This is a genomic window from Ruicaihuangia caeni (assembly GCF_040536845.1).
Taxonomy (GTDB): domain Bacteria; phylum Actinomycetota; class Actinomycetes; order Actinomycetales; family Microbacteriaceae; genus Ruicaihuangia; species Ruicaihuangia caeni.
In genome coordinates, this window is sequence record NZ_CP159582.1 from 2,146,948 (window position 1) to 2,170,063 (window position 23,116).

Sequence of the window (23,116 nt, forward strand, 5' to 3'; positions counted from 1 at the left end):
TGGTGGACGCGCGAACCTGAACTGCTTGTCGACCCGCGCTGATTGTCGACCGTGCTGAGTTCAGATGCCCAGCTTCTGGCGCATGCGCTCGTCGGAGGCGCGCCTTGCGCGCGGCAGCAACACCGCCGCGAGGAAGGCGGCAATGGTGCAGCCGACCAGGGAGATGGTCCAGATCCAGCCGCCGTCGAAGGTGAAGCCTCCCCAGAGCAGGGCGACCCACAGTGCGCACGCCACCACCGCGGTTCCCAGCGGCAGCAGCATCAGGCCATATGCGCGGCGGCCGGGAATGATGTAGCGCACGATCAGCCCGATGCCCGCCGCGATCACGGCGACGAAGAGCAGTTCCATCGAGCCGGAGTCAGGCGACGAAGCCGACGCGACGCGCCTCTTCTGAGCCCACCTCGATATACGCGAACGACGCGGTGGGCACGAGGTAGACCCGGCCCTTCTCGTCGGCGAGCCGGAAGAACGCCGCACCCTTTTCGAGCGCGTCCGCGACGGTCTGCTCGATCTCAGCCGCCGTTTGCGACGACTCGAAGCTCAATTCCCGCGGGCTGTTGGCAATACCGATGCGAATGTCCACCCGCCCAGACTACGACAGACGGATGTCGTGGGCCCGCTCCGATGAACGGTGCTTCGGCGGCGTGGCGAGGCCGGCCCGGCGATGTCGGTGTCCGCCACTACCGTTGTCGCCATGGCAGTCAGCGGCTTCATCGGTCCCGGTTCTGAGACCGGCGCCCCGGGGGAGGGGCTGGGCGATCCGGCCGACCGCTACGCCGGCTCTGCGGGTGGGCAGGCACCGTCCGCACTGCACACCACTCGCCTCGATGCGGCCGAGCTCGACAAGACGCAGCTCGACGAGACCCAGACCGCGGTGCTCCGCCTCGACCCGGGTGTTCCAGCCCTCGTGCTCGGTGCCCCAGGGGCGGGCAAGACCACCACTGCCATCGAACTGATCGCCCAACGTGTCGCTGACGGCACGTGCTCGCCCGACGAGGTGGTCATGCTGACCGCGTCGCGTACCGGCGCGACCCGCCTTCGCAGCCAAGTGGCGCGGCGCATCGGCCGCGCGACCAACGGCCCTCTGGTGCGCACGGTGAACTCGCTCGCGTTCGAAGTCCTCAGCTACGCCTCGGCGATGAGGGGCGCGCCGCCGCCATCGCTCCTGACGGGCGGCGAGCAAGACCAACTGCTGCGCGAACTGCTGGCCGGCCACGCTGAAGACGGCGGCGGACCGGAGTGGCCAGAGCACCTCGGCCCGGAGGTGCGGGCGCTGCGCGGCTTCCGTACTGAACTGCGCGAGCTGCTGGTGCGTGCCACCGAGCACGACATCGACTTCAGCGAGCTGCGGCGGCTCGGCCGGCTTCATGGCGTGCAGGAGTGGGAGGCCAGCGCAGCCGTCGCCGAAGAGCAGTTGCTCCTTGCCGGGCAACTGCGCGAGGGGTCGCTCGATGTGGCTCAGCTTGCCGTGTATGCCGAAGCCGCAATCGGGCGGGGCGAGATGCCGGAGAGCGTCGCGCGCCTCCGCCTCGTCGTAGTCGACGACGTTCAGGAGGCGACCGAGTCATTCCTGCGAGTGCTGACAGCCTTGCATCGCGCGGGGAAGACGCTGGTCGGATTCGGCGACCCCGACGTCGCGACGAGCGCCTTCCGTGGCGCTTCAGGCGACGCCGTGGCCTTGTTCGCCACTCGGCTCGGCATCACGCCCTCTGAAACGCTCACCCTCCGCTATTCGCACCGTCAACCCGCGGCGTTGCGAGCCTTCACTGCTGCCGTGACCGACCGCATCGGAGTCGCGGCCACCGCCGCGAGCCGCCGCAGGCTCCTTCCCGGCGCGGCCGACGCCGAGAGCGTCGCTGACACTCACGGGGCGAGTGCGGAGCGAAGCGCGGAGGGCGCCGAAGCGGTTGCCGACCGACCGCCGACGGTCGAGAGGATTCAAGCCGGCAGCGCGGCCCGGGAGCTCGCTGCGATCGCCCGCCGCCTTCGCGAACGTCACCTCATCGACGGTGTGCCGCTTCGCGAACTCGCGGTGATTGTCAGGTCGGGGGCGCAGCTCGCCGCCATCGTGCGCGCGCTCGCACTGGCCGAAGTGCCCGCGCGCACCTCACTCGCTGCGAAGCCGGTGCGCGATGACCTTGCTGCCTACCACTTGATGAGCATCGTCGACCTCGGGATCGAGCGGCGGGCGCTTGACGCCGACATCGCGGCGGAACTCTTGCTGGGCCCCTTCGGCAGACTCGATCGGCTCGGCCTTCGGCGCCTTCGGCTCGCGCTGCGAGCTGAGGAGTTCCGCACGGGCGGCACACGCAGCGCCGACGAACTGCTGGTCGACGCGCTCGGAGCGCCGGGCGGGCTCGCCACCATCGACCACCAAGTGGGCCGCGCTGCGGCATCCTTCGGAGCGACCCTCGCACGGTTGCGAGCGATGCACGCCGAAGGGGCGACCGTCGAGGAACTGCTGTGGGAGGTGTGGGAGCGCAGCCGACTCGCCGATGATTGGCGGAGACAGGCGCTGGGTGGCGGGCCTTCAGCCACCGAGGCGAACCGCAATCTCGATGGTGTGCTCGCAGTGTTCACGGCGGCCCGCCGATTCGTGGAGCGCAGGCCCGGGTACGGAGCGGCAGAGTTCTTGGCTGAGATGCTCGATGCCGAGGTGCCAGAAGACACGCTCGCTCCGCAGCAGGCCGACGACGCAGTGCTCGTCACCACGCCGAACGGAGCGGCCGGACTCGAGTTCGACATGGTCGTGGTCGCGGGCCTCCAGGAGAATGTCTGGCCCGATCTCCGGCTGCGCGGCTCTCTCCTGCGACCCGATGCGCTTGTGCGCGCAGCCGCGGCGCCCCAGGCGGGAGTCCCAATGGGCGATGTGGTGCGACCAGCTGACGGCGCGGACATCCTCGACGAACGTCGGCAGGTGCTGCACGACGAGCTCAGGCTCTTCGCTCTCGCAGTCAGCCGCGCGCGCCGACGGGTCGTGCTCACCTGTGTCGACAATGACGACACGCAGGGGAGCATCTTCTGCTCCCTGGCCCCTGCCGGCACGCCGGTCACTGACGACTCCGGCCTCGGCGAACCGCCTCTGAGCGTCCGCGGGATGACGGGACGACTGCGACGCGTGCTCACCTCCTCGCGGAGTTCGGGTCGCGATCTCGACGAGGCGGCTTCGGCATTGGCGGTGCTCGCCGCGGAGGCGGTGCCCGGGGCTGACCCTGACGACTGGCATGGCGTGGTCGCACCGTCGAGTGAGGCGGCGCTCTTCGCCGACCGCGATCATGTGCCTGTCTCACCGTCGCGGCTCGAGCTCATCGAGCGCTCGCCGCTGGACTGGTTCGTCCAAGAAGTGGCCGGCTCCGAGCCGAGCAACGCGATGGCGATCGGCACGGTGCTCCACAGCGTCATGGAGCACGCAGCATCCGCCGACCCTCAGGAGTTGATGCAAGCGCTCGACGAGAACTGGAAGGATCTCGCCTTCGAATCGGAATGGTTGGCGGCTCACGAGTACCGTCGCGCACAGAGGCTCATCGTGGGATTAGCCGAGTACCTGAGCGACTGCGACCAGTCGGGCCGGACTGTCATCGCCCGCGAGGGCCGGTTCACGGTCGATGTCGGCCGCGCGCGGATCCGCGGCTCGATCGACCGGGTCGAGCGCGATGCGGACGGGGCGGTCACGATCATCGACCTGAAGGCCGGTGCGCCGATCACCTCGCAGCGCGAGATCGATGACCACGGTCAGCTATGGGCCTACCAGCTGGCCTACGCGTCGGGTTGCTTCGACGAGATCCTGCCGGCGCCGCACCGCTCTGGCGGCGCCAAGCTCGTGTTCATCAGGGAGGGGAAGGGTGGCAAGGCGTATCGAGAAGCGGTGCAGGGCGAGCCCGCTTCCGAGCAGCTCGATGCCTTCCGCCGCCGCGTTCTGGCAGCGGTTGAGGCGATGGCCGCTGCGGAGTTCAGCGGAAGCACCGTCGTCGACAGATTCGGACGAGGCGATCTCGCGTCGATGCGCCTGCATCGCGTGAAGGCGGTGAGCAGTGACTGACACCGGTCAGGTTCGAGACAGTGCTGTCCCGCACGGCGCGCAATGGATCGAAAGCGATGCTGCCGCACGTCGGGTGAGCGCATTCGATGTCGCGGATGCCATCGGCCAATATCCGCCCACCGAACAGCAGCGTGCCGTGATCGAAGCACCGCTGCAGCCGGCGCTGGTGGTCGCAGGAGCCGGGAGCGGCAAGACCGAGACCATGGCCAACCGGGTGCTGTGGCTCATCGCGAACGGGCTGGTTCGCCCGCAGGAGGTGCTCGGCCTCACCTTCACCCGCAAGGCCGCCGGGGAGCTCGGTCACCGGGTGCGGCAGCGCATCGATCAGCTAGCCGCCGCCGGACTGGCATCGGCTTCGGTCGACGAGTTCGACATGCCCGCCGTGTCGACGTACAACTCCTTCGCCAGCGGAATCTTTCGGGAGCACGCGCTGCTGCTCGGGCGCGAGAGCGACGGTGCGCTTCTCGGTGAAGCGGCGGCCTGGCAGCTCGCGAGGAATATCGTCATACGCAGTGACGACCGACGTCTCGGCGAGCTCGGGAAATCGGCTGACCAGCTGACGGCCGCCATGCTCACCCTGAGCCAGGCGATGGCGGAGCATCTGGCAGACCCCGCCGAAGTCCGTGCCTTCGCGAGCCGCTTCGCCGAGATCGCGGAACTGCCCACCGGTTCGCGCGGCGCGTTCAAAGACGTCATAGAACTCGCGTCGAGCGTCGGCACGCTGCCCGTGCTGCTGGATCTCGTGGAGTCGTACCAGCAAGTCAAACGCGAGCGCGGCCTCATCGAGTTCTCCGACCAAGTGGCGCTCGCGCTCACCGCTGTGGAACGGATGCCGCGGATCGCGGACGACATGCGAACGCGCTACCGAGTGGTGCTCCTCGATGAGTACCAAGACACCTCCGTCGTGCAGACCCGATTGCTCGCGGCGCTGTTCAAGAATCACCCCGTGATGGCCGTGGGTGACCCCAACCAGGCGATCTACGGCTGGCGCGGAGCCAGCGCAGCGAATCTCCAGGACTTCGCCGAGCAGTTCGGCGCCGAAGCGGGGCAGCAGTACTCACTGAGCACCAGTTGGCGCAACGGAACCGCCATCCTGGGCGCGGCAAACACGCTCGTCAAGTCCTTCGCCCGCGGGCGCGTGCCGGTCGCGACCCTGCAGGCGCGCGACGGCGCGAGTTCCCATCCCGTCGACTCCACGTTCACGCAGACCATCGCCGAGGAGGCCGACGAGCTCGCACTCTGGACGAAACAACGCCTCGCCGAGGGCACAGCGGAAGGACCGGCCACGGCGGCGATCCTTCTGCGAACGCGCAGTTCACAGGAGTTCATCGTCGAAGCGCTCCGACGCCACGGTGTGCCGTACCACGTGCTCGGCGTCGGAGGATTGCTGTCCGAGCCGGAGGTCGCAGACGTCGTGAGCGCATTGAGCGTCATTCACGACCCCAGCGCCGGCTCCGAGCTCGTGAGGCTGCTCGCCGGCTCCCGTTGGCGTATCGGCCCAGCCGACCTGTTCGCGCTCAAGGAGCTCGCGGGTTGGTTGCGCGATCGCGACCTTGCGCAACAGCTGCTGAGTGACGAGGTCAAGGCCGCGTTCCGCTCCTCGGTTGCTTCCGGTGAGAGCGGTTCCATAGTGGAGGCGCTCGACTTCGTCGGCCGCACGCGCTCCGATCACTCGCAGCTGGCGCGGTTCAGCGCAGTTGGGCTCGAACGATTGCGCGAGGCCGCGGCGCTCTTCGCTCGGCTTCGCTCGCGAGCGTCCGCCGACCTGCTGGAACTCGTCGTCGCGGTGGAGCACGAACTCATGCTCGACATCGAGCTCGAGGCGAATGACTCGGCAACCGCGGGCCGGGCGGCCATGGAAGCCTTCAGCGACGCACTGACGGGCTATCTCGCAATCGATGAGCGAGCGAGCCTCGGCGGCTTCCTGAGTTGGCTCCGCGAAGCCGAATGGCGGGAGCGTTTGACGGTTCGCCCCGAGGATCCGGAGCCCGGCATGGTGCAGGTGTTGACCATGCACGCGTCCAAAGGCCTGGAGTGGGACGCAGTCGCCGTGCCGCGCATGGTCGAGCAGGAGATGCCGGCTGCGTCTCGAGAAGGCACGAACGGCTGGCTCGGCTTTGGGCGGCTGCCGTTCGACTTCCGCGGCGACGCGGGCGACCTGCCTCGTTTCGAGTGGAGCGGCGCCGAGACGCTCAAGGAGGTGAAAGCCGCGCGCGATCAGTTCAAGACGGCTGTCCGCGACCACCAGATCGCGGAGGAGCGCCGTCTCGCCTATGTGGCGGTCACTCGCGCTCGGCATCGACTGCTCCTCACGGGGTCGTACTGGTCCAGCCAGACGACGCCGCGCGCGCCCGGAACGTTCTTCCAGGAACTCGTCGCGGCGGGCATCCTGGCCGATCCTCCCGAGCGGGAGTCCGACGAGAATCCGCTTGGCGACCGCCTGGAGACATTTCAGTGGCCGCGCGATCCACTGGGTGCCCGCCGGGGGCGCGTGGAAGCAGCGGCGACCCGGGTGCGAGCAGCGCGTGCGAGCCTTGAAGGTCGAGAGCTCGCCGATGGGCTGGCGGATGCCGGCAGTTGGGGACCGGAGCTGCGGCTGCTGCTCGAGGAGCGCCGTCGAAGGCTCGGCGCGCCGAGGTTGAAGGCCGTTCCCGACCGCGTTCCCGCGTCGCGCTTCAAGGACTTCGTCTCGGATCCGCACGCAGTCGCCGCAGAACTGCTTCGCCCCATGCCGGAGCGTCCGTATCAGGCGACTCGACTCGGCACACTGTTCCACCAGTGGGTCGAGCAGCGCCACGGCGTGCGAGGCTCGAGTGAGACACTCGACAGCTCGGGTGACTACGCATCGCTGTCGTTCGATGTGGACGCGCTGGAGCACCAGCCCGGGCCAGGCGGCGGGTACGACGAGGCCGAACTCGTCCGTTTGCAGCGCATCTTCGAGCGCTCGGCCTGGGGCGACCGTGCGCCGATCGAGGTGGAGCGCGAGATCCACCTGGTGCTCGACGGGCAGGTCATCGTGTGCAAGATCGACGCCGTCTATGAGCAGCCCGATGGCACCTACCAGGTGGTCGACTGGAAGACAGGCAAGGCTCCGCGCGACGCCGCCGACTTGGAGCGCCGGCAGTTGCAGCTCGCGCTGTACCGACTCGCCTATGCGAAGTGGCGCGACATCGACCTCTCTTGCATCAGTGCCGCCTTCTACTACGTCAGCGACGACCGGGTCATCGAGCCCGAGCGCATCTTCGACGAGGAGGAACTGGCGCGGCTGTGGCGCGAGGCGGCGAGCTGAGCCGGCGTCAGCCCGCGTTCCGAGCGCGCTCGGCCTGGTCGAGCAGCGCCTCGACCTCCGAGACCGTCGGAATGGGCTGTGTCGAGGGCCCGATCGGATTCATCACGTCGGCCTGCACGTGGTCGACGAGCGTCGACAGCATCTGCACGGCATCGTCCACGACCTCGGTGCTGCGCGAATCGGTGCCGTGCAGCAGCCAGCGAGCCACGTCGAGTTCGGCGTACAGCGCCGCCCGGTGCCGCACCTGGCGGTCGGCTCCCGCTGTAGCGGCGGTGTACGCGTCGACCGCGGCCTCGGCGACGCCCGTGCCTCGCGCGGCGAGCAGCCAGGCCAGGTCGAGTGCGGGATCAGCCACCCGCAACGCGTGCCAGGAGATGATGCTCGACACGGTGTCGCCCGAGAAACGCAACGCCCGCGATGAGAGCGCTCCGTGCACGACCGTCGGCTGGAACTGCCAGAGCGACTGGTCCTCGGTCGCCTTGCCCCAACGGTCGAGCAGCATGGCTGGCACGAGCCCGGTGGCGGCGGCTCGATCGACCACACTGACCGCCGACCGCAAGCACTCGATCGGTTCCTGCACCGGAAGCCCCGCCTCTGCCACGAAACTCGTGGGCAGAGCGTGCACGGCGGCGATAGCGCGTGCGGCGGCCTCGGCATCCGGAACGTGGAAGGCCGTCAGCGGTTTCGCTGTGCCGGCAGCGCACTCGTACACGACTGCGCGTGTGCCATCGACCGGCGCCTGCCCGAGCACTCGCGGCACATCGAAGGGAAGACGCGAGCGAACCCCTTGGCTCAGCGCGGCGAGCGCCAGAAGTTCCAGCGACTGCTCGGATTCGGCATGTGGGTGTCGCGGTACCCGCACCACTCGTTCGCCCGCGTCGGTGTGCAGCAGGGCCGAGGCGAAATCATCACTGGCACCCCACTCGACCGCACCGGCGCGGTTCACCTCGAGTCCGGGCACTGCCGCTGTAGCGACCGCGGCTAGAGTGAGATGGGTTCTGGCCATGCTCAACAGGGTAGGTCGCTCGGCCCGGTGGCCCGTCCCACGCCACGCCAATTCGACGACGCGGATCAGGATCACAGCATGACGCAATCGGTCTCACAGCGATTGCCCTTCGTGCGCTCCGAAGTCGACCGCGACCATGCGGCGCGATTCGACCAGGACCTCGTCGACCGGTTGTGGAACGACCCCAGTGCTCGAGTGCTGGTGGTCATGGACGGGCAGGCGCCCATTCAGGGCGCTGCGGCCCTGCGTCTGCTGCCGACTTCCGCGGTGCCGAGGATCGAACCGGTCGTCTACCTTGGCCGCACCCGCGCTGCGACACCCACCGAGCCGGTGGGCACTCCCGTGCTCGGCGTCTCGCTCAGCGGTGACCCCCACGCCGGGGTCGCTGCTCGGCTCGAGGTCGAGTGGGGGGCGCTGCGTTCGATCGCTCATTTGTTGAGCCCCCGTGATCTCAACCTGTTCACCGAAGCGGTCGCGATCTTCAATTGGCATGGGGCCCACGAGTTCTCACCGCGCTCGGGTCAGCCGACGACGGTGACCATGGGCGGCTGGGTACGAGTCGATCCGACGAACTCCGAGCACTTCCCGCGCACCGACCCGGCGGTGATCGTCGCGGTCACCGATCGCGATGACCGGTTGCTGCTCGGCAGCAATGCGATGTGGGAGCACAACCGCTATTCGCTGCTCGCCGGCTTCGTCGAACCCGGCGAGTCGCTCGAAGCGGCGGTGGAACGCGAGGTCTTCGAAGAGACCGGCGTACTGGTGACCGAACCCATGTACCTGGGCAGCCAGCCTTGGCCCTTCCCGGCGTCGCTCATGCTCGGGTTCACTGCGCGCGTGCACGACGATTGGAACGGTGCGACGGTCCCCGACGGTGAAGAGATCCTGGATCTTCGCTGGTTCAGTCGCGACGAACTCACGGCGGCCCTGCCGCAGTTGCTGCTTCCCGGTCCTTCCTCGATCTCCCGTGCACTCATCGAGCACTGGTACGGCGCGCAGATCGAAGACGGTTCTCGCCCGTGACGAGCGCGCGCCTCACCTCGGCCGACGATGTGCTGCGCGGCCTCGACGACGAGCAGCGACTCGCCGCTCGTGCGCTGCTCGGACCGGTGTGCGTGCTCGCCGGGGCGGGCACGGGCAAGACCCGAGCCATCACGCACCGCATCGCGTACGGCGTGGCCAGTGGGGTGTATTCGCCCTCGAGGGTCATGGCGCTGACCTTCACCAATCGTGCCGCGGGCGAGCTGCGTTCGCGGCTTCGCGCACTCGGCGCCACCGGGGTCGCGGCGCGAACATTCCACTCCGGCGCGCTGGCTCAGCTCAACTACTTCTGGCCCCAGTTCATCGGCGGAAGCATGCCACGCATCATCGACAGCAAGGCGCGCCTTCTCGCGCATGCTGCTGACTCGGTCAACATCAGGATCGACACGGCCGCGCTCCGCGACATCGCCGGCGAGATCGAATGGCGCAAGGTGCGCCGGATGCCGATGGCCGACTACGAGGGCGTGCTCGCGTCACGTCCGGTGTCGGCGCACCTTGCGACGCAGACCGTGCTCGACCTGCATCTGGCGTACGAGCGGCTGAAAGACGAGCGACGGCTCATGGACTTCGAGGACGTGCTGCTCGTGACCTCGGGTCTGCTCGAGAGCGAGCCGCGTGCATTGGCGCATGTGCATGAGCAGTACCGCTTCTTCGTCGTCGACGAGTACCAGGATGTGTCGCCCCTCCAGCACGACCTGCTGCAACTGTGGCTGGGCGATCGTGACGACGTCTGCGTCGTGGGTGACGCCAGCCAGACGATCTACTCCTTCGCTGGCGCCTCGAGCGACTACCTGCTCGGCTTCGGCTCCCGCTACCCGGATGCGACGATCGTCAAGCTCGAGCGCAACTACCGGTCGACGCCAGCCATCATCGAGGCGGCGAATCGGCTGATGCGCGGTCGGCCGGGGGCGCTCGAACTGCACCCCGCAGAGCGCGCCGCGCAGGCAGCATCCAGTGGGAGCTCCGACCTCGAGATCGATGAGTTCCGCAACGACCACGCGGAAGCGCACGCCATCGCTGCGCGGATCACCGCGCTCATCGAAGCCGGTGAGCGCGCGGATGCGATCGCCGTGCTGATGCGCACCAATGCGCAGTCGGCCGTCATCGAATCGGCGCTCGCCGCAGCGGGAATCAGCGTGCGCACGCACGGCTCCACGCGGTTCTTCGACCTGCCAGAGGTCAAACGCGCCGTGCTCGAACTGCGCGGTTACGCGCTGTCGCGCCCGGCGGGGCCGCTGTTCAAGCATGTGAGCGACGTGCTGCGCCCGCTTGGCTGGTCACAGCATCCGCCGGAGGAACCGGGCGCCGCCCGCGACCGCTGGGAAGCGCTGAACGCGATCATGGGGCTCGCCGACGACGCCCCTGAGGGCACGACGCTCGACGACTTCGTCGCCGACCTGCTCGAGCGCCAGGCGGCTCAGCATGAGCCCGGACTCGCCGCCGTCACACTCGCGACCCTGCACAGCGCCAAGGGGCTCGAGTGGGACCACGTGTACCTCGTCGGCGCGGCCGAGGGGCTGCTGCCGATCAGTCACGCTCGCGATGAGCGTGGCGTGGAGGAGGAACGGCGGTTGTTCTACGTGGGGGTCACGCGCGCGCGGCGCTCGCTGCGGATCTCCTGGGCTCGCGACGGGCAGCATAGATCGGGGTCACGCTCGCCGAGCCGCTTCCTCCAAGATCTGCGCAGCCGCATTCCGGATGCCGCTCTATCAGACGCTCGCTGACCGAGCCCGTCGCCACCTCCACCAGGTACTGCACCGCTGTTGAAGGTGTGTCGGTCGCTCCCGCGGCTTGCTCGGCACGGTCGCGCCAGCGCTCGACGACCCTGGTGGTCAGGGCGACGGCCTCAGCGGTCACGAGCGGTGTCGCCGTGCGGCTCGCGCGCCCCCAGAGTTGGCTCGCGATCGCTGGCCAAGCGGCGTCGGCATCCGATCGATGGCGATCCAGGCAGTAAAGGCACGGCGTGGCGCCCGGCACCACGAGCGGACCGACGCTGGCGTACTCGGAGCCGAAGACGACCGGCAGATGCGGCACGTCGTCGCGCAGCCACCGACCGTGCTCGAGCGGAGGAATCACATGCTCGGCAACGACGATCGCGAGTTCGGGTGATCGAACCGCCGCTGTGGACGCCGACTCGCGCACCTGACCTTCCCCGCGGGCCTGCGGCCGCTCGACCGTCACCTCGCAGCCCTGGGCGATCAGCAGTTCGGCAAGCCGGTCGCGTGCCGCGACAGGTCCCGCGCCGACCACTCGCAATGCGGGGCTCGGCCGAGGACGCGCCATCAAGGGCTCGAGTCGCAGCAGCAGATCGTCGAGCAGCGCGTCGTCCCCACCGTGCGATCGCGCCACGATGGCGAGGCCGCCTCGGCTCGCGCCGCCCTCGAGTGCCGCGATGAGGCGTTCTTCAACCGGTTTCGGGTCGTCGAGCACGAGCGCCGCCCGTTCGGTGCCGAACTGGAGCGCGGTCGGGGAGCGCCACACGGGGGAGTAACGAGGATCGATTCGCAGGATCATGCCGGGATGATGCCCGGCCGTCCCCGTTCCGCGCAGAATCCATCCACGGATGACGGCCCCTCCGCAGCGCCACCGGGCAGCCGAGAGGACGGCCGTCGCCACGCGCCGGGCCGTGAACCACGAGGGTCCGCCCAGCGGCTCACGCCTCGTGCGGGCGATCCCCGGAGTCGTCGTTGAGCAGGTCCTCGATGGCCTGGTCGATGGCGTCGCGCTCGGGCTCGGTCTCCGAGAGCCGCGCGATGAGCCCTGCCGGGTCGTCGATGTCCTCGCTCGTCGGCATGATGTCGGGGTGCGCCCAGAGTTCGTCGCGGCGCTCGGGGCCAACCGCCGCTGTCACGGCGTTCCACATGGCGAGGGCCTCGCGCAGCCTGCGTGGCCGCAGCTCCAGCCCAACCAGCGCACCGAAGGCCGACTCCGCCGGCCCGCCGGTCGCTCGACGCCGACGCACGGTCTCAGCGATGGCGGCGGCCTTCGGCAGTCGACTCGTTGCAGCGGTCGTCACCACATCGACCCAGCCCTCGATGAGCGCGAGGGTGGTTTCGAGGCGCGCGAGGGCGGCCGTCTGCTCCTCCGTCTTCGGCGGGATGAGAGCACCGCTCGAGAGCATCTCGCGCAGTTGCTCCGGGTTGCTCGGGTCGATCTCTTCGGCGAGATCTTCGAGGTGTCCCGCATCGATGCGGATGCCGCGCGCGTAGTCGGCGATCGAGCTGATCACATGCAGTCGCAGCCACTTGGCGTGACGAAACAGGCGGGCGTGCGCGAGTTCCCGAGTGGCGAGATAGAGCGCGATCTCCTCCTCGGGGATGTCGAGACCCGCACCGAAGCCCTTCACGTTCTGGGGAACCAGGGCCGCGGTCTGCTCATCGAGCAGAGGGATGCCGATGTCGCCGCCCGAGACCACTTCTGTCGAGAGTTGGCCGACGACCTGCCCGAGTTGCATGGCGAAGAGCGTGCCGCCGACATTCCGCATGAGGCGGCTCGCACCGGCGAGCATCGAGGCGAACTCGTCGGGCGCCTGCTCGTTGAGCACTCGGGTCAAGGCCTCTGAGATGGAGGTGGCCACCGGCTCGGTCATCTGCTGCCACACCTGCATGGTGGCCTTCACCCATTCGGCGCGGCTGATGAGCTTCGGCGTGGTCGGGAGCTCGCCGACATCCGTCGCCTCGTCGAGCCAGAGGCCGGCGACATGCAGCGCCTGCTCGAGGCGCGCGCGCTCCTCGGGGAGCGTCACGACCGCGCTCCGCGTAGCGAGGTTGCTCGCCTGCTCCTCGGCGAGGGACCAGTTCACGCCTTCGTCACCGGCGGACTGCATCGAGGCCTGCAACTGCCGCATCAATTGAGCGAGCAGCGCAGGGTCGGCCGGCAATCCCGCGGCGCCGGCGAGCTTGGCCGGGTCGAAGTCGGGATCGCCTTGAAGAAAGGCACGGAGCAACTCGCGGAACTCCTCGCTCGGGTCGTTCCGGGGATCATCGGCCATGCCTCTACGCTAGCCGCTGCACCTGGGCGGCGCCCGCGCAATTGCTTCGCTCATTGTCATAGGCTGAGTGCTCGCGGCTGTGCGCCCGCGGCGCCCGCCGCGGCCGGCCGCTCGAGCCGAGGACAGCGTGGCACTCTTCACCGATCGAACCGATTCTGAGCGCGCCCGCTCGCGTTCCGGATGGTTCGGCTGGACCGTGCTCGGCATCGGGATGGTCAGCGCGGCCGTGCTGTCGATGCTTCCCGCCCCGTACGTGATCGAGCGTCCCGGTCCGGTGTTCGACACCCTCGGCGTGGTCGAGACCCCGGCGGGCGATGTGCCGTTGATCGAGATCCCCGATGAGCCGACGTACCCGACCGAGGGTGCTCTCTCACTGTTGACCGTCAGCGTGGTGGGCACTCGCGAACGACCGCCGAGCTGGATCGAACTGGTGCCAGCCTGGTTCGACCCCACTCGCTCGGTCGTGCCGGTCGATTCGGTGTTCCCCGAGGGGCTGTCCCGCGAGCAGTCCGCCGAGCGAAGCCGCATCGAGATGGAGAACTCGCAGCGCGAGGCCATCGCTGCGGCACTGACCGAACTGGGCTACCGCTTCTCGAGCGTGCTCACGATCGCCGAGGTCATCCCGGGCGGCCCCGCCGACGGAAAGCTACAGGCCGGCGACGTGGTCGTGAGCTTCAACGACGAGACCTTCACCGATGTCACCGGCCTGCGTGCCGCGATCGCAGACAACGGCACCGACCGCGCGGGCGAGATGGTCGTGCGGCGCAACGGTGTCGAGCAGCGGGTCGAGCTTCGCCCCGAGCTCAGCGACTCCGAGCCCGCGGCTCCGATGGTCGGGGTGTATGTCGGAAGCGAGTACGAGTTCCCCTTCGAGGTCGACATCCAGCTCGAGAATGTCGGCGGTCCCAGCGCCGGCATGATGTTCGCCCTCGGCATCATCGACAAGCTCACCCCGGGGGCGCTCAACGGCGGCGAAGCCGTGGCGGGAACCGGAACCATCTCCGCCACCGGCGCTGTCGGGCCGATCGGCGGCATCCGTCAGAAGATGTATGGAGCCAGGGATGCCGGAGCCGAATGGTTCCTCGCGCCGTCGGCGAACTGCGACGAGGTCACCGGGAACGAGCCCCACGGTTTGTCGGTGTTCCGAGTCGACACGCTCGATGATGCGCTCGACGCGCTGCGTGGTATCGCCTCGGGGGATGTCGCCGGCCTGCCGGTGTGCACTGGCTGAACTGTCGGTCAGCCGTGATGCGGCGTCGATAGGATGGGGAGCCACCCGAGTGTCGCAGTTCGCTAAACCGCAGTAAACCGCAGCCTGGAGCGCCGTCTTGACGTCAACAGCATCCCCACCCGCCAACAAATCACGCCGGACGATCGCGATCACTGCCGGTGTGCTCGCCGCGCTGGTGGTGTTGTTCTTCGCGTTCTCCGGCCTCTACACCGACGTGCTCTGGTACAACCAGCTCGGCTTCCTCCCGGTGCTCACCACCGAGTGGATAGCGACCGCCGTGATGTTCGCGATCGGCTTCCTGGGAATGGCGCTGCCTGTCTGGGTGAGCATTCAGATCGCCTTCCGCTGGCGCCCTGTGTACGCGAAGCTCAACGCCCAGCTCGACCGCTATCAGCAACTCATCGAGCCGCTCCGGCGTCTCGCGATGTGGGTCGTGCCGGTCGTATTCGGCATCTTCGCGGGCCTCGCCGCCGCCAGCCGCTGGCAGGTGGCCCTGCAGTGGCTGCACCGCACGCCGTTCGGCGAGACGGATCCGCAGTTCGGTCTCGACATCGGCTTCTACATCTTCGACCTGCCCTTCTACCACGGCGTGGTCGGCTTCGCCTCGGCGGCAGTGCTGATCTCGGCGCTCGCGGCGCTCGCCACGAGCTACCTCTACGGAGGCATCCGTGTGAGCGGTCGCGAGGTGCGCATCTCCCGCACGGCTCGGGTCCAGCTCGCCGTCACGGGCGCTGTCTACCTGGCCCTGCAGGGCCTGAGCCTGTGGCTCGACCAGTACGCCACGCTCTCCAGCCCCTCCACGGGCTACCTGCAGACCGGCGCCGGCTTCACCGAAGTGAACGCCATCATTCCCGGCCGAGCCATTCTCGCGATCATCGCGGGGCTCGTCGCCGTGTTGTTCATCGTCACCGCGGTGATCGGCCGGTGGCGACTTCCCATCGTGGGCACTGCGCTGCTCATCGTGGCGAGCCTCGTGGTCGGGGTCGGCTACCCCTTCGTCATGCAGCGCTTCCAGGTCGACCCGAACGAGCGTGTCGTCGAGGCCGAGTACATCCAGCGCAACATCGACGCGACCCGGGCCGCGTACGGCGTCTCCGATGTGCAGGAGGTTCGCTACAACGCAGTGACGGATGCTGAGCCCGGCGCCTTGCGCACCGACGCTCAGACCACCGCGAACATCCGCATCATCGACCCGGCGCTCGTCAGCGATGCGTTCGGGCAGTTGCAGCAGTTCCGCAACTACTACGATTTCGCCAACCACCTCGACGTCGACCGCTACGAGATCGACGGCAAGGTGACCGACACCGTCATCGCGGTGCGTGAGCTCAACCAGCGCGGTCTGTCGGAGTCGAACTGGTACAACGACACGGTCGTCTACACCCACGGCTATGGAGTGGTCGCCGCCTACGGCAACCAGCGCTCGGTCGATGGGCAGCCCGTGTTCCTCGAGGCCGACATCCCCTCGACCGGTGCCCTGGGCGACTACGAGCCGCGGGTGTACTTCGGCGAGCAGTCGCCGCTGTACTCGATTGTCGGCGCGCCCGAGGGCAGTGCTCCCGTCGAGTTCGACTTCCCGGCCGGCGGTGCCGATGAGGAGAGTTCGCAGGACGCGAACACCACGTTCAAGGGCGACGGCGGTCCGAAGCTCGACAACTTCTTCAACCAGCTCGTGTACGCGATCAAGTTCCAGTCGGAGCAGATCGTGTTCTCCGACGCGGTGAACTCCGAGTCTCAGATCCTCTACGATCGCAACCCCCGCGACCGCGTGAAGAAGGTCGCGCCGTATCTGACTCTCGACAATGACGCGTATCCGGCCGTGGTCGACGACCGGCTGGTCTGGATCGTCGACGGCTACACCACGAGCGCGTCGTATCCGTACTCGCGGGTGGAGCAGCTCTCCGATGTGATCGCCGACACGAACACACCGCGTCCCGTGGTCGCGTTCGACGACATCAACTACATCCGCAACTCGGTGAAGGCGACCGTCGACGCGTATGACGGCAGCGTGACCCTGTATGCCTGGGATGAGGAGGATCCGCTGCTGCAGACCTGGCAGAAGATCTTCCCCTCGTCGCTGCATCCGATCACCGATATGAGCGCCGACCTGATGGCGCACGTGCGCTACCCGGCCGACCTGTTCAAGGTGCAGCGCTCGATCCTCGGCACCTATCACGTGACCGACCCGACCACGTTCTTCTCGAACAACGACGCGTGGGTCGCGCCGAACGAGCCGACGGCCACGGGGCAGAACCCCCCGCTGCAGCCGCCGTACTACCTGACCATGCAGATGCCGGGGGAGGATTCGCCCGCGTTCTCCCTCTACTCGACGTTCATCCCGCGAGGCACGGCCGAGTCGACTCGTAACGTGCTCTTCGGCTACCTCTCTGTGAACGCGGATGCCGGGTCGACACCGGGCGAGATCTCGGAGAATTACGGCAAGCTCACCCTGCTCAACCTGCCCAAGCAGAACACGGTGCCCGGCCCAGGTCAGGTGCAGGCGAACTTCAACGCCGACCCGACCGTGTCGCGAGAGCTCAACCTGCTGCGACAGGGCGAGACCGAGGTGCTCAGCGGAAACCTGCTGACCTTGCCCGTCGGCGGCGGATTGCTCTATGTGCAGCCGGTCTACGTGAAGTCGAAGACCGAGACGGCGTACCCGCTGCTGCAGAAGGTGCTGGTCGCCTTCGGTGACGGCATCGCCTTCGAAGACACGCTCGACGCGGCGCTGGATGCCCTGTTCGGCGGCGACTCAGGCGCCCCCGCCGGTGACAGCGATGTGCCTGCTGAGCCGACGACCCCCGGCACGCCGACCGAGCCCGGCACGCCTGCCGAGCCCGGCACGCCGACACAGCCGAGCACTGAGCTCGACCAGGCGCTGCAAGACGCGGCTCAGGCCCTCCGCGACCGTGAGGCCGCCTACGCGAGCAACGATCTCGTTGCTGCGGCCCAGGCCGATCAGCGGCTGCAGGACGCGCTGGAGCGTGCGATCGCCGCGTCCGGCGATCAGTAGTCGGAGTCGCGGCGCCGCAAGCAGCGGGCCCACGTGTGAAGGGCGGATGCCGGGGGTGACCTCCGGCATCCGCCCTTCGTCGTCATCGACGAGCTCGCGCGTGCGACGCGTCTGCTCGATTCGACGCCCGGGAGACGCTCTGGTAAGCTCGTAATCACGACGCGGGGTGGAGCAGCTCGGTAGCTCGCTGGGCTCATAACCCAGAGGTCGTAGGTTCAAATCCTGCCCCCGCAACCATGTGATGTCTCAAGACATCGTGAACGCTCCGAACCCACAATTTTGGGTTCGGAGCGTTTGTCATTTCGCTGTCGCCGGCCGGGCTGGTCCTTTGGGTTTGCCGGTGGGCTGGTAGTCGCGGTTCGGGTCGAGGGTGAGCTCGCGGAGGAGTTCGCCGGTGGCGGCGTTCACGACCCGGATTTCGAGGTCCTGGATGAGCAGGATGACGTGGGTTCGGGCGTGGGTTCGGCCGATGCCGATGTGGTGCAGGTTGCCGTTGTGGCGGAGGGTGACGACGCCGGAGTCGTCGATGCGGTCGCGACGGATCCGGTCGTGCGTGTCGGCGCTGCGGTCACGATTCGGGGTCGCTTTCGGCCGTGCCCGGTAAGCCGCGGCCGGGGTTGCCTGGTGCGGCAGGGAGCGGTGCGGCCGGTGCTGGTTGTAGGTGTGGAGGAATGCATCGATCAGCTGCTGCAGTTCGGGCAGGGTCGCCGGCTGCGCGGGCTGAGCGGTGAGCCATTTCTTCATCGTCTGCTGGAAGCGTTCAACCTTGCCTTGCGTGGTGGGGCTGTTGGGGCGGCCGTTCTTCTGGGTGATGCCGCGGCGTCGCAGCTCGGCTTCGAGGGCGGTGCGGCCGCCGCGGCGGTGCTGGCTGGCGAGCCTGACGGTGTAGACGAGGCCGTTGTCGGTCAGTGTTGACGCGGGGTAGCCGTGCAGGTCGGCTGCGGCGGTGAAGGTGTCGAGGACGATTCTCGAGGTGATCGTCTGGTGCGCGGAGGCGTGGAGGACGTAGCGGGAGTGGTCGTCGAGCCAGGTGATGATCGCGGTGTCCTCGCCCGGGGCGCCATCGGGCTCGGTGAGCCGGTAGTGGGTGAAGTCGGACTGCCAGCACTCGTTCGGCAGCTCCGCTGCGAATCGCAGGTAGGAGGACTTCGGCCGCTTCTTCGGTTCGGGGATGACTCGGCCGGCGCGGGTGAGGATCCGGTTGATCGTCGCCCGGGACAGCATGACGTGGTGGTGGTGTTCCAGGTGCCAGGCGATCGTGTCCGCGCCGGCATCAAGGCCTGCCGTCGACAGGGTCGACCGTAGCCGCAGTACGAGGTCGCTCACCTCGGGCGGGGTCTGCGTGGGGCTGCGATGCGGCCGTTTCGAGCGGGGCTGGAAGGCGGTGTCGCCTTCTTCGCGCCACCGCTTCACGAGGGTGCTCACCCATCCGGTGGAAACCCCGTAGGTGCGGGCGACTTCGGCTTGGGAGCGACCTTCGACAACGACAGCGGTGATGACCAGACGGGCTCGCGACACCGCTGATTCTGGCGTGCCGGAGCGTTCACTATGTCTTGAGACATGCGTTCACGATGTCCTGAGCCAGCACACTGCCCCCGCAACCAATGTGATGTCTCAGGACATCCCGGACAGCCGGACTCGCTAAGCGCGGGTTCGGCTGTTTTGTTTCCCCCGTGCGTTGCCCGTGCTGAGCCCGCTGCAGTCAATCCTTCGGAGCCTGGGCGAGGCCGGTGATCCGCGCGAATTCCTCTTGCAGACCCGCCGCCACTCGTCGAGCATCCACGCCAGCTGCATCGCCGTGGATCGAGCACATGAGACGACCGGCGTACGAAAGCGCCGATACGCCCACCCTCACGTTCCCCTGCAGGGTTGTCACGGGCCAGATCCGCTCCAGCGGAGCACCGCCGAGGGAGAGGGAATCCCGTGGGCCGGGCACGTTCGTGACGAATAGTGCGACCATGCGCTGGTGCCGGGCGAAACGCGCGAAAATGCGTGCGGTCAACGGCATCCGCGTGATCTCGAGGGTTCCACGCGACCTGGCGTCGGTCTTCCTGGCCCGTGTGAGCCCCGCGACCTCGCTGAGTCGGACTTCGGTCGCTGCTTCCGCCATCGGCAAGGGCACGACCATGACGCCGACCGCGTTTCCCGAGCCGCCTCGATCTGGGAGAGCGACTGGAACGCTGACCGGGAGCGTTGCAGGAGGATCCTCACCCGTGTCGAGGAGTGCGCTCCGAACACCGGCGCCCACTGCGGCTAGAAGCGCGTCGTTCAGTGTGGCGCCCACCGAAGCGGCTCCTTGAGCGAGAGGCTGCAACTCCACGTCGGCGAACGCGATCGTGCGGATGGCTCCGAGCGGCCCGAGTAGGGAAGTGCGAGGCACGGCCGTGCGGAACATCGCGGCGGTGCGTTGCACCGCCGAGACAAGCGTCTTGAGCTTCGCTCGCGCGGCACGGCGTGATGGAGAGTTGCCGAGTGCGGGGCCCGGCTGCGGCGGATGCATCACCTCGCGGTTGCTGGTCGCCGGTGTCGGGTCGAGCAGGGCTTGCGCGAGCCGCACGGCGGCGATTCCGTCTGCCATCGCATGGTGGATGCGGACCACGATTCCCGACCGGCTCGGCGCGACGCCGGGAGCGACCAGCACTTCCCACAGCGGGTGGTCCGTGGCGAGCGGTTCGACGATCAGCGCGGCGCACAAGCGCTCAAAACCGGGCAGGCCCTCAACGGGGTCGACTTCGCGCACGTGCCGAACGAGATCGAGCGTCGCCGGCTCCCACACCAGCCTCGAACGGCGCCGAGCAACCCGCTGCGCCATCCGCGGCACTGCACGCAGGCGTTCGCTGAGCAGTCGTCGGAGCGCGGCCATGTCCACCGTGCCATCAGTGCTCGCCGGTCCACCCGGTGCGAGCACGCCGGCCATGAGGAACGCATTCACTTGGTCAGGCGCGTCGATGGCGATGTTCGACGCGTCGGCGGCGCTGAGCGGCTCGAACGCCTCCCGTTGCGACCTAGCCATCATCTGCACCGCAAGCGCTAGTCCGAGCGGCGCCGTCTCACGAGCCCGGCAGTGACGGCGTGCAACAGTGGCGGCACGGACACGAGCATCAGCACCGAGCCGAGGACATCGTCGTCGTCATTGCGCAGCAGGATGCCTCCGACGAACAGCCCCGCGAAGAGCACGGCCGAGACGAGTCGGCGCCCCATGCGCTCCAGCGCGCGAACCCGCTGCTCGAGGCGCGGCACCTCGATCGCGAGCCGACCCTCCTCCAACCGGTCCGTCAGGGAGTCGATCCGGCGGGGGAGCGAGGCCAGCGTCCGGGCTGCGTCGAGCGCGTCCGATGCGATCTGCCGCACCGCTCCGCCCCCCTCCTCCCGCAGCAAGCGGGCAGCGTAGGGTTCGACAGCGCTCCAGATGTTGAATGTCGGATCGAGCCCGCTGCACATTCCTGACGTGAGCGACATCGCTCGGATGATGAGCAGGAAGTTCTCCGGCAGCTGGAACGGCAGTGAGCGCATGGTGTCGCCGAATTCGATCGCGAATCTCCGGAGTTCGCGCTCGTCGACCTGTCTGAGCTCAGCGAATCCCATGCCGCCGAAGCGTGCGAACAGCGCCGTCAGGGCCTGCTCCAACTGCCTGGTCTCGGCCCCGGGCAGCAGCACCCCCAGGGCGCGGATGCTCTCGACGAGTTGCCGGCCGTCTCGCGCGGCCACTGCGATGAGGAACCGTTGCAGGCCCTGCCGCAACGAGTCGGAGACCTCGCCCATCATTCCGAAGTCGATGAAGGTGAGGGTCCAGCGACGGCCCTCGACGTCGGGTCCGCCCGGCACCGGTGTGACGAAGAGGTTCCCCGGGTGCGGATCGGCGTGGAAGAAGCCGTCGATGAAGAGTTGGTCGAGCATCACAGGCGCGAAGTCCCTCGCTACCGCAGACGGGTCGATGCCGGCGGCGCGCAGTGCCTCGACATCGTTGATCTTGATGGCGGTGACGTCCTGCAGCGTGAGCACGCGCCGGGTGCTGCGCTCCCAAGCGATGGCGGGCACCTGGACTCGCTCGTCGTCCGCGAATGCGGCAGCGAAACGCTCGGCGTTCTGTGCCTCGTGGAGGTAGTCGACCTCCTCCAGACTGGTCTTTGCGAACTCTTCCACGAGCCGCGGAGCGTCAACGTGGCTCGACACCAGCCGCACCCGCTGCAGCCACCCTGCCACCTTGCGCAACGCCGCGAGATCGACCGCGATGATCGCCTCGATACCGGGTCGCTGCACCTTCACGACCGCGTCGCTGAAGCCGGTGTCGTCAGCCGCAGCTGCCGTCAGGCGAGCGCGATGCGCTTGCCCGAGGGAGGCTGCGGCGAGCGGTGTCGGATCGAAGTAGGCGTAGGCGCGCTCGAGCGGCAGCCCCAGCTCGGCTTCTGCCAGAGCTCGTATGGCTTCGAATTCCTCCGGAGGCACCTCGTCTTGAAGCCCCTCGAGCTCCTTGGTGATCTCGGGAGGAAGCACATCCAGTCGAGACGACATGAATTGGCCGACCTTGATCATGAGGCCGCCGAGCGCCACGGCGAGCACCCTGAAGTTCCGAGCGATTCGCCGAAGCCGAGCTTGGCGTCCGCGAGCGGCGGGGCCGCGCAATCCGATCCGCGGCAGAACGAGCTCGAACCACCAGGCCTCGATCATGTACCGCAAGGCGAACCGCAGGAGCCGCCGGTAGCGGGCGCGCATCTGCCTCACGTCGGCCATCGGAACTCCTTGACGCCGACGGGTGCGCGGCGCGCGGTCAGTCTTGGGCGAGGATCGAGTACAGCCTACGCCGGGCCTCATCGAGCACGGCGACCGCTTGGTTCACCTGCTCGGGCGTGCCGTGGCGCGCTACTTGCGCGGCGGCCTGCGCGAGTTTGGAACCCGCTCGCGGAATAGCGGCGCCATGCGTCGCGTGCCCCATGCCCGACATCATCCATGGCGCCGAATCGTTCGCGTCCTCGGCCACCGCGCGCCCCGCCTCGGTCAGCGAGTACGTCTTCCTGCCGTCGGCTTCCGCCGCCGTCACCAGGCCCTCATCGGCGAGCAGCTGCAGGGCTGGATACACCGAACCGGGACTCGGCTTCCACATGCCGTGGCTGCGCTTCTCGATCTCGTTGATCACCTGGTAGCCGTGCATCGGCTGCTCCGCCAGCAGCGAAAGGATCGCCGCACGAACGTCACCGCGCCCCATGCGAGTGCCGACGCGCTCCTCGAACGCATCGCGGAACTGCTCCATCGCCTCCCAGAGTCCGCTGCCGCCTCCGGCTCGGCCTCCTCCTGGGGTGCGACGGCGGCCGCCGAAGCGGTCTCCCGGATATGAACGGTCCATGGCAACCTCCCAGGCGTCGTGTCGCCTTAGCGATAGCAAACGATATATCGGCTACTCGCGGCAGGGGAGTGGCGCGAAGGGGCTCTCGACGTAGTCGCGGCAGACGATCGGACTGCTCTCAGCCTTCGTCGACGATCGGGCCCGGCCCGGTCGCGATCAGTGTCGGCT

14 protein-coding genes, 1 tRNA gene and 1 pseudogene are annotated in these 23,116 nt (G+C 68.2%); 7 read left to right on the forward strand and 9 right to left on the reverse strand.

The annotated features are described in order from the left end of the window. Positions 1–60: 60 nt before the first annotated feature. Both ABV606_RS10025 and ABV606_RS10030 read right to left on the reverse strand, forming a co-directional pair. Entirely contained in the window at positions 61–348 is a 288-nt protein-coding gene (locus ABV606_RS10025) for a hypothetical protein (RefSeq protein ID WP_281489461.1), read from the reverse strand. Between the two features lie 10 nt (positions 349–358). Next, positions 359–583, reverse strand: coding sequence for a DUF3107 domain-containing protein (locus ABV606_RS10030; RefSeq protein ID WP_281489462.1), 225 nt, complete (start codon positions 581–583; stop codon positions 359–361). 111 nt (positions 584–694) lie between these two features. Between ABV606_RS10030 and ABV606_RS10035 the strand changes: the two genes are divergently transcribed. Both ABV606_RS10035 and ABV606_RS10040 read left to right on the forward strand, forming a co-directional pair. Then, positions 695–4,039 carry an ATP-dependent DNA helicase gene (locus ABV606_RS10035; RefSeq protein WP_353987601.1) on the forward strand — a complete coding sequence of 1,115 codons (3,345 nt, stop codon included), beginning with the start codon at positions 695–697 and terminating at the stop codon, positions 4,037–4,039. Continuing rightward, positions 4,032–7,328, forward strand: a complete 3,297-nt coding sequence (locus ABV606_RS10040) for an ATP-dependent helicase (RefSeq protein ID WP_353987602.1) — start codon at positions 4,032–4,034, stop codon at positions 7,326–7,328. The genes ABV606_RS10035 and ABV606_RS10040 overlap by 8 nt, the downstream gene beginning before the upstream one ends. Before the next feature lie 7 nt (positions 7,329–7,335). On the opposite strand, the gene ABV606_RS10045 is transcribed toward ABV606_RS10040, so the two are convergent. Next, positions 7,336–8,334, reverse strand: coding sequence for a phosphotransferase (locus ABV606_RS10045; protein WP_281489465.1), 999 nt, complete (start codon positions 8,332–8,334; stop codon positions 7,336–7,338). Positions 8,335–8,412: 78 nt separating this feature from the next. Between ABV606_RS10045 and nudC the strand changes: the two genes are divergently transcribed. Further along, on the forward strand, positions 8,413–9,357 hold the full coding sequence (gene nudC, locus ABV606_RS10050; protein WP_281489466.1) for an NAD(+) diphosphatase: 945 nt from the start codon (positions 8,413–8,415) through the stop codon (positions 9,355–9,357). Further along, on the forward strand, positions 9,354–11,099 hold the full coding sequence (locus ABV606_RS10055; protein WP_353987604.1) for an ATP-dependent helicase: 1,746 nt from the start codon (positions 9,354–9,356) through the stop codon (positions 11,097–11,099). The genes nudC and ABV606_RS10055 overlap by 4 nt, the downstream gene beginning before the upstream one ends. 4 nt (positions 11,100–11,103) lie before the next feature. Here ABV606_RS10055 and ABV606_RS10060 read toward each other — a convergent pair. Next, positions 11,104–11,889 (reverse strand): annotated as a pseudogene (locus tag ABV606_RS10060) (TOMM precursor leader peptide-binding protein); the annotation flags it as partial. A 139-nt stretch (positions 11,890–12,028) separates the two neighbouring features. Further along, the gene (locus tag ABV606_RS10065; RefSeq protein WP_281489468.1) at positions 12,029–13,366 is read right to left on the reverse strand and encodes a zinc-dependent metalloprotease; all 1,338 of its coding nucleotides are present in this window, start codon (positions 13,364–13,366) and stop codon (positions 12,029–12,031) included. A gap of 127 nt (positions 13,367–13,493) precedes the next feature. On the opposite strand from ABV606_RS10065, the gene ABV606_RS10070 reads away from it, so the two are divergent. The 3 genes from ABV606_RS10070 (at position 13,494) to ABV606_RS10080 (ending at position 17,844) form a co-directional block, all read left to right on the forward strand. Beyond that, positions 13,494–14,597, forward strand: coding sequence for a YlbL family protein (locus ABV606_RS10070; RefSeq protein WP_353987605.1), 1,104 nt, complete (start codon positions 13,494–13,496; stop codon positions 14,595–14,597). A 97-nt stretch (positions 14,598–14,694) separates the two neighbouring features. Continuing rightward, positions 14,695–17,607 (forward strand): UPF0182 family membrane protein, encoded by a 2,913-nt coding sequence (locus tag ABV606_RS10075; protein WP_353987607.1) that lies wholly within the window; start codon positions 14,695–14,697, stop codon positions 17,605–17,607. Between the two features lie 160 nt (positions 17,608–17,767). Continuing rightward, positions 17,768–17,844: transfer RNA gene (locus ABV606_RS10080), tRNA-Met, on the forward strand. A 60-nt stretch (positions 17,845–17,904) separates the two neighbouring features. Here ABV606_RS10080 and ABV606_RS10085 read toward each other — a convergent pair. The 4 genes from ABV606_RS10085 to ABV606_RS10100 all read right to left on the reverse strand — a co-directional run bounded on the left by ABV606_RS10085 (position 17,905) and on the right by ABV606_RS10100 (position 22,948). Continuing rightward, the gene (locus tag ABV606_RS10085) at positions 17,905–19,125 is read right to left on the reverse strand and encodes an IS481 family transposase (RefSeq protein ID WP_353987608.1); all 1,221 of its coding nucleotides are present in this window, start codon (positions 19,123–19,125) and stop codon (positions 17,905–17,907) included. 184 nt (positions 19,126–19,309) lie between these two features. Then, positions 19,310–20,620, reverse strand: coding sequence for a wax ester/triacylglycerol synthase domain-containing protein (locus ABV606_RS10090; RefSeq protein ID WP_353987610.1), 1,311 nt, complete (start codon positions 20,618–20,620; stop codon positions 19,310–19,312). A 17-nt stretch (positions 20,621–20,637) separates the two neighbouring features. Then, positions 20,638–22,338, reverse strand: coding sequence for an ABC1 kinase family protein (locus tag ABV606_RS10095; RefSeq protein WP_281489479.1), 1,701 nt, complete (start codon positions 22,336–22,338; stop codon positions 20,638–20,640). 37 nt (positions 22,339–22,375) lie between these two features. After that, positions 22,376–22,948 carry a PadR family transcriptional regulator gene (locus ABV606_RS10100; protein ID WP_353987611.1) on the reverse strand — a complete coding sequence of 191 codons (573 nt, stop codon included), beginning with the start codon at positions 22,946–22,948 and terminating at the stop codon, positions 22,376–22,378. Between the last annotated feature and the right edge of the window lie 168 nt (positions 22,949–23,116).